Source organism: Streptomyces lushanensis (genome assembly GCF_001700515.1).
In the GTDB taxonomy this organism is placed as follows: Bacteria; Actinomycetota; Actinomycetes; order Streptomycetales; family Streptomycetaceae; genus Streptomyces; species Streptomyces lushanensis.
The window spans coordinates 1-5934 of record NZ_MAUD01000437.1 but is presented as its reverse complement, the minus strand read 5'-3'; the positions used below and the strand labels follow the sequence as shown (position 1 = coordinate 5934).

General features: G+C 70.3%; 6 protein-coding genes. 1 reads left to right on the top strand and 5 read right to left on the bottom strand.

The genetic code is table 11. The annotated features are described in order from the left end of the window. Nucleotides 1-1343: Nramp family divalent metal transporter (locus BFF77_RS28845; RefSeq protein WP_066955648.1), on the top strand; the 1343-nt coding region annotated here is incomplete at its 5' end. A gap of 245 nt (nucleotides 1344-1588) precedes the next feature. On the opposite strand, the gene BFF77_RS28840 is transcribed toward BFF77_RS28845, so the two are convergent. The 5 genes from BFF77_RS28840 to BFF77_RS28820 form a co-directional block, all read right to left on the bottom strand. After that, nucleotides 1589-3307, bottom strand: a complete 1719-nt coding sequence (locus BFF77_RS28840) for a glycosyl hydrolase family 18 protein (RefSeq protein ID WP_066955645.1) — start codon at nucleotides 3305-3307, stop codon at nucleotides 1589-1591. A gap of 511 nt (nucleotides 3308-3818) precedes the next feature. Further along, entirely contained in the window at nucleotides 3819-4220 is a 402-nt protein-coding gene (locus tag BFF77_RS28835) for a hypothetical protein (protein ID WP_066955642.1), read from the bottom strand. Between the two features lie 173 nt (nucleotides 4221-4393). Next, nucleotides 4394-4837 (bottom strand): hypothetical protein, encoded by a 444-nt coding sequence (locus tag BFF77_RS28830; RefSeq protein ID WP_066955640.1) that lies wholly within the window; start codon nucleotides 4835-4837, stop codon nucleotides 4394-4396. A 133-nt stretch (nucleotides 4838-4970) separates the two neighbouring features. Continuing rightward, nucleotides 4971-5396 carry a DUF3592 domain-containing protein gene (locus BFF77_RS28825; protein ID WP_066955637.1) on the bottom strand — a complete coding sequence of 142 codons (426 nt, stop codon included), beginning with the start codon at nucleotides 5394-5396 and terminating at the stop codon, nucleotides 4971-4973. Between the two features lie 9 nt (nucleotides 5397-5405). Beyond that, nucleotides 5406-5934, bottom strand: a 529-nt coding sequence (locus tag BFF77_RS28820) for a hypothetical protein (RefSeq protein WP_079125580.1), incomplete at its 5' end; no start/stop codon positions are given.

Genomic DNA, 5934 nt, shown 5'->3' with positions numbered 1-5934 from the left:
GCTCCGGAGCCGGCCCCGGAGCAGGTGACCCCCGCACAGGCGGGACCGAAGGGACCGGCGAGGCCGGCAAGACCGTCTCCCGGCCGCGCAAGTCGAGTTGGACGTACATCGGCCCCGGGATCGTCGTCGCGGCGACCGGCGTCGGCGCGGGAGATCTGGTCGCGACGCTCATCGCGGGCAGCGAGTTCGGCTACACCCTGCTCTGGGCGGCGGTCATCGGCTGTGTCGTGAAGATCTCCCTCGCCGAGGCGGCGGGCCGCTGGCATCTCGCCACCGGCCGTACGCTCTTCGACGGCTGGCGCAGCCTCGGCAACTGGACCACCGTCTATTTCGCGGTCTATGTCCTTGTCTGGGGCTTCGTCTACGGCGCCACGGCCATGTCCTCCAGCGCCCTGCCGATCGTGGCGCTCTTCCCGGACGGTCCAGGGCTCAAGACCTGGGCGGTCATCACCGGGCTGGCCGGTCTGGTCTTCGTCTGGTTCAACCGGTACGCCGTCTTCGAGAAGGCCATGACGGTGCTGATCGGTATGAAGTTTCTTGTCGTCATGTATGTCGCGATCCGTGTCGCACCGGATCTCGGTGAGGCCGTCACCGGTCTCGTGCCGGTCCTGCCGGACGGTTCGGTGCTCTACACGCTCGGGCTGATCGGCGGCGTCGGCGGCACCATCACCATGGCCGCCTACGGGTACTGGGTGAACTCCAAGGGCTGGACGAACTCCGGCTGGATGAAGGTGATGCGGCTCGACAACCGCGTCGCCTACATCACCACCGGCTTCTTCGTCGTCGCCATGCTGATCATCGGCGCCGAACTGCTGCACTCCTCCCGGATCGCCCTCACCTCGGGCGACCGGGGCCTGATCGATCTCGGCACCGTACTGGAGGACCGCTTCGGCGTGGTCACGGCGAAGCTCTTCCTGATCGGCTTCTTCGCCACGTCCTTCGGGGCGCTGATGGGCGTGTGGCACGGCGTGAGCCTGATGTTCGCCGACTTCGTGGACCGCTTCGTCCGCGAGCGGAAGGGGGTGGACAGGGCGGACGCGGTGGACATGGTCGCGTCGGGCGCACGGGAGCGTTCGTTCGTGTTCCGCGCGTATCTGCTCTGGCTGACCTTCCCGCCGATCTCGCTGCTCTTCCTGGACGAGCCGTTCGGCCTGGTGGTGGTCTACGGCGTGCTGGGCGCGTTCTTCATGCCGTTCCTCGCGCTCACCCTGGTCTGGCTGCTCAACTCCTCGCGTACGCCGAGGGAATGGCGCAACGGTGTGCTGAGCAATGTGATGCTGGCGGCGGCCGGGCTGCTCTTCGTGGTGCTGTGCGTACAGCAGACGAGGGACCTTCTCCGGTAGCCGCGGTGTGTCCGGCGACGCGTCGCGCGCGGTGATCCGGCCCCGCGTCGCGCGGTGATCCGGCCCCGCGTCGCGCGGTGATCCGGCCCCGGACACACGGCAGCGCCGTCGGGTGGGGTTCGACGGCGCTGCCGGCCCTGTGGGGGGTCCGGGGATTCCTGGCGGTGCCGCCGGGGGAGCGGCGGCACCGCCGGTACGGTGCCGGTACGGGAGAGCCCGTACCGGGGTACCGGTACGACGAGGTGCTACGGCAGGCCGTGGACGTGCGGGCCGACCGCGTTGGACCAGGCGTTGCCCGCCGTCGCGTCCCAGTTGGTGGACCAGGTCATCGCGCCGCGGATACCGGGGTAGGTCCTGGAGGGCTTGAAGGAACCGCAGTTGGTGCCCCGGGCGAGGCAGTCCAGCGCGTTCTTCACGATGGACGGGTCGACATAGCCGCTGCCCGCGCCACGCGTGGAGGCGGGCACCCCGAGGCCGACCTGCGACGGGTCGAGGCCGCCTTCGAGCTGGATGCAGGCGAGGGCGGTGAGGAAGTCCACCGAGCCCTGGGAGTAGACCTTGCCGTCGCAGCCGAGCATCGAACCGCTGTTGTAGTACTGCATGTTGACGACCGTGAGGATGTCCTTCACGTTCAGCGCCGTCTTGAAGTACTCGCCCGACGTCGACTGCATGTCGATCGTCTGCGGCGCCATCGTCAGCACCAGTCCGCTGCCGGCCTTCGCGGAGAGCTGCCGCAGGGCCTTGGTCAGATAGGTGGAGTTGATGCCGTGTTCGAGGTCGATGTCGACACCGCTGAAGCCGTACTCCTGCATCAGCGCGTAGGTGCTGTTGGCGAAGGCGGTGGCGGAGGCGTCACTGTTGATCGTGACATTGCCCTTCTCACCGCCGACCGAGATGATGACCGACTTGCCCGCGGCCTTCTTCGCGGCGATGTCCGCCTTGAAGTCGGCCACCGAGGCGTAGCCGACGGCCGGGTCGAGGTTGAAGGTGATCTGGCCGGCCGTGGCCGTCGCGTCGGCGAACGACACGGCGATGATGTCGTACTGCGACTGGACGTCACGGAGCTTCTGCACGGTCGCGCCGTTGTTGAAGTTCTGCCAGTAGCCGGTCAGCGCGTGCTTCGGCACCGCGGGATTGCCGGGCGGCGGGTTGCCGCCGCCCTGCGCGGTCCTCGCGGTGACCGTGGCGGAGCGCGCCGACTCGCCGGCCGCGTTGGTCGCGGTGACCTGGAAGTCGTACGAGGTGTTCGCGGCCAGTCCGGTCACGGTCGAGGAGGTGCCGGTCGCCGACTGGACCCTCGTACCGGAGCGGTAGACGTTGTAGCCGGTCGCGCCGGAGACACCGCTCCAGTTGAGCGTCACGGACGACGAGGTCACCGAGCCGACGGCGAGACCGCCGGGCGCGGCGGGAATCTGCGGCCCGGGGTCGGTGCCACCGCCGCCGTCGGGGCCGAAGACGGAGAGGTCGTCGGCGTAGTAGGGCGTCTGGCCGTACCACCCGTGGGTGTAGACGGTCACGGACCGGGTGGAGGCACCGGTCCTGAAGGTGGTCGTGAGCTGCTTCCAGCCGGAGCTGTCCGGGGTCCAGGTCGACACATCGGTCGTACCGGTGCCCTCGGCGCCGAGGTACACATAGCCGCCCTGCACCCACGCGCTCAGCGTGTACGTGGAGTTGGGCTGCACGGCCACGGCCTGGGCGCACTTGGCGTTGTCCTGCCCGGCGGGCGTGCCGCGCAGCGCGGCGGCGCCACCGTGCACGGGCGAGCCGACGGTGGCCCCACTGCCCGCGGAACAGGTCCAGCTGGCGAGCCCGGACTCGTAACCCGCGTTCCTGGCGACATTGATGTCCGCGGCCTGCGCGCTCCCGGTGAGCCCGGTCACACTCAGCGCCCCGGCCGCCAGCACGGCCACGGCCCCGCCGATCCAGGTACGTATGCGACCTCTGCCGCCTGGTGCACGTTCCACTTGCTGCCTCCGCTGGGGGGTTCGGGGATGGAGGTACTGAGAGGGGGAACGGTGGCCACCGTCGGGCGTAAAGGTGGTCCAGACCAATCGACTTGTCAAGACCTCTGGCAGAAGGTCGTATACGAGGCACCCCACCCGGCCGCGGCACCCCGCCGAACGCGGAACGCCGGGACCTGCGCGGATGCCGGGCGCACCGGACCGACACCACACACCCGATCGGCACCCCCACCCGCACTACCCACAACACGCCAGAGCCCCGGCCGCCTGCGCGGCCGGGGCTCGTGTCAGTTCACCGCCGTGGTGGTGCCGCCGGGGCAGGTCTCCCGGCTCGGATGGGGCTTCTGATGTCCCGTGGTCGGCTGCCCCGGGGGCGAGCCGACCGTCTGCCCACAAGAGGGGCAGGTACCCCCGCACCGGCCGGGATCGAATCGTGGTGCCATATCAGTCCTCCTTGCGTAGGCGGTGCTGACAGGTGACGCACTTCCAACCCGGCCGTCGGCCGGACAAGACCCTAGAGCTGCCGGACGAAAGCGCGCGCTCCGTTGTGGAACGCGATCGTCAGGCCGCGGCTGTTCCCCTCACCAGGACGGGCCGACCAACGGTCGATGCTCGCGATCTCCGGCGACTCCGCCCGTGCGATGGCCGCGGCGAGCCATCCCTCGTGATCACCGGGCGCCGGGTCCGCCACTTTCTGTGCGGGGTCACCGTTGACGGGAACGTCGGCGTGTTCGTGCTTCTCCCCCTCGGCGAGCTGGCCCATGATCTGCCACCGCGCTTCACCGTCCCCGGTCGTGATCGCCAGTCCGAACGCGTACTTGGCGTCTCCCGCCTCCGCGAGGGTCTGGACGCGGGTCACGCCGGGGCTGTTCTTGGCAAGATCGAGGGTGAAGTCCTGGAACCGTGCGGGGCGCATTTGTGATCATTCCTTCCGTGGCGGCCGGGTCAGTCTAGGCGTGAAGCGCCGGCCGGGGCGGGAGGTCCTGAAGTTCATACGATCGGATCCCGAAGTGCCCGCGGACAGCCGCCGAAGCGCCGTCGGAGAGCGGGGGCGCCCGCCCCGCGTCGGTCTCTGCGGGGCGCGGAGGGTCAGTCCTCTGTGAGGCGGTCCGCCGCGTTGCCCGTGACGCAGCCCAGGACCAGGACCGCGTTGGACATCAGCAGGCCCTCCGCGGCCAGGTCCTGCCACTGGAGTGACATGTTCAGGGCCTGGGCCGCCACCGGGACGGTGAAGGTCGCCAGGGCGTGCCGGAAGGCGGCGGCGCGGAAGGGGTCGTGGTGGGCGCGGCCCGCCGCCCAGGTGGCCAGGGCTATGCAGAGCGCGTTCGGGAGGTGGATCAGCATCAGGCGGCCGAGGAACGTCTCCAGATTCTCCTCGGAGGCGAGATGGTCGTAGACCAGCGTGGCCTGGAGGTACTCGGTCACGACCAGGACGACGATGCCGACCGCCCAGGCGCGTACGAGCGCGAAGACCGGCGCTCCGGGGTCCTCGTTCCGCTGGGCGCGCGCCCCCGGGTAGTCGTACCGCGTCATCGCCCCTCGCCTCCGAACAGATCGCCGTGCATGAGAACTCCGTGCCTTCAATCGCCGTACCGTGCCGGGGCGTCCACGCCCGGGGCGTGTGCCGGGAGAGCCGCCGCGCCGCCCGGCGGGAGGCCGGCCCGCTTCAGAGCGCCGTGAACAGGAACACCGCCGCGAACCCGGCCGCCGCCAGCCCGCACCCCGTCACCAGCAGTCCGTACCGCGCCACCGGCGACCAGCTCCCGCGCCCCGCGACCGTCGCGGTGCGCTCCGGGGCCGCCGGGTCGTACGCCACCATGACCTCGCCGCCGACCTTCACCGCGCCGCCCGCCAGATCCTCGAACTCGATCACGCGCCCGTCCTCGGGCACGCGGAAGGAGAAGACGTACCGCCGCGCGTCGGACCGGTTGTACGGTTCGCTCTCGATCCGTACGCACACACCGGGCGCCCGGCCGCCCGCCCGCAGCGCTCGCGCCACCGCCGCCAGCCGACGCGCGTAGTGCGCCGTCAGCCAACCGAACAGCAGAATCATGCCCAGGAAAAAGACCTGTTCACCGCCCGGAATCCCCATCAGCGCACCCTACTTGACCGTAATGGACTCGATGATCCTGTGGAGATCGCCGTCGTCGAGCGTTCCCCGGGCCGCGTCGATCCGTACCGCGTAGGCCTTCCCGGCGGAGTCGAGTCCCGCGACGATCACGCCCTGGTACCGGGCGCCCTTCTGCGTGAACTCGAAGCCGGCACGCCGCGCCTCCTCCTCGCCGTCGGGGCCCGCGACCGCGATCTTCCGCTGCCTGCCGAGCTCTGAGCCGAGAGCGATGCCCGCCTCCGCGCCGATCGCCGCCTCCTCCGCCGAGTCCGCGTCGGTGAAGTCGAGCTGCACGGTGATCATTCCGACGGATCTGCCGTCCTCGGTGAGGGTGGCCGCCGCCGCGTTGTGCTCGCTCCGTTCGGCATCGCTCTGCGCGGTGAAGGCCGGCGGATACGCGACCGTGACCGCGGACGTCCTCAGCGTGTCCCAGCCCTCGGGGACCACACCGGCCGCCGTGTCCGTCGCCGCCCTGCTGACGACGACGGCCGGATGCGGTACGGACACGGCGGCCGGTGTG

Coding starts and splice junctions, on each gene's coding strand:
- BFF77_RS28830 (WP_066955640.1), bottom strand. CDS start 4,837: ATGACGCGGTACGACTACCCGGGGGCGCGCGCCCAGCGGAACGAGGAC.
- BFF77_RS28835 (WP_066955642.1), bottom strand. CDS start 4,220: ATGCGCCCCGCACGGTTCCAGGACTTCACCCTCGATCTTGCCAAGAAC.
- BFF77_RS28825 (WP_066955637.1), bottom strand. CDS start 5,396: ATGGGGATTCCGGGCGGTGAACAGGTCTTTTTCCTGGGCATGATTCTG.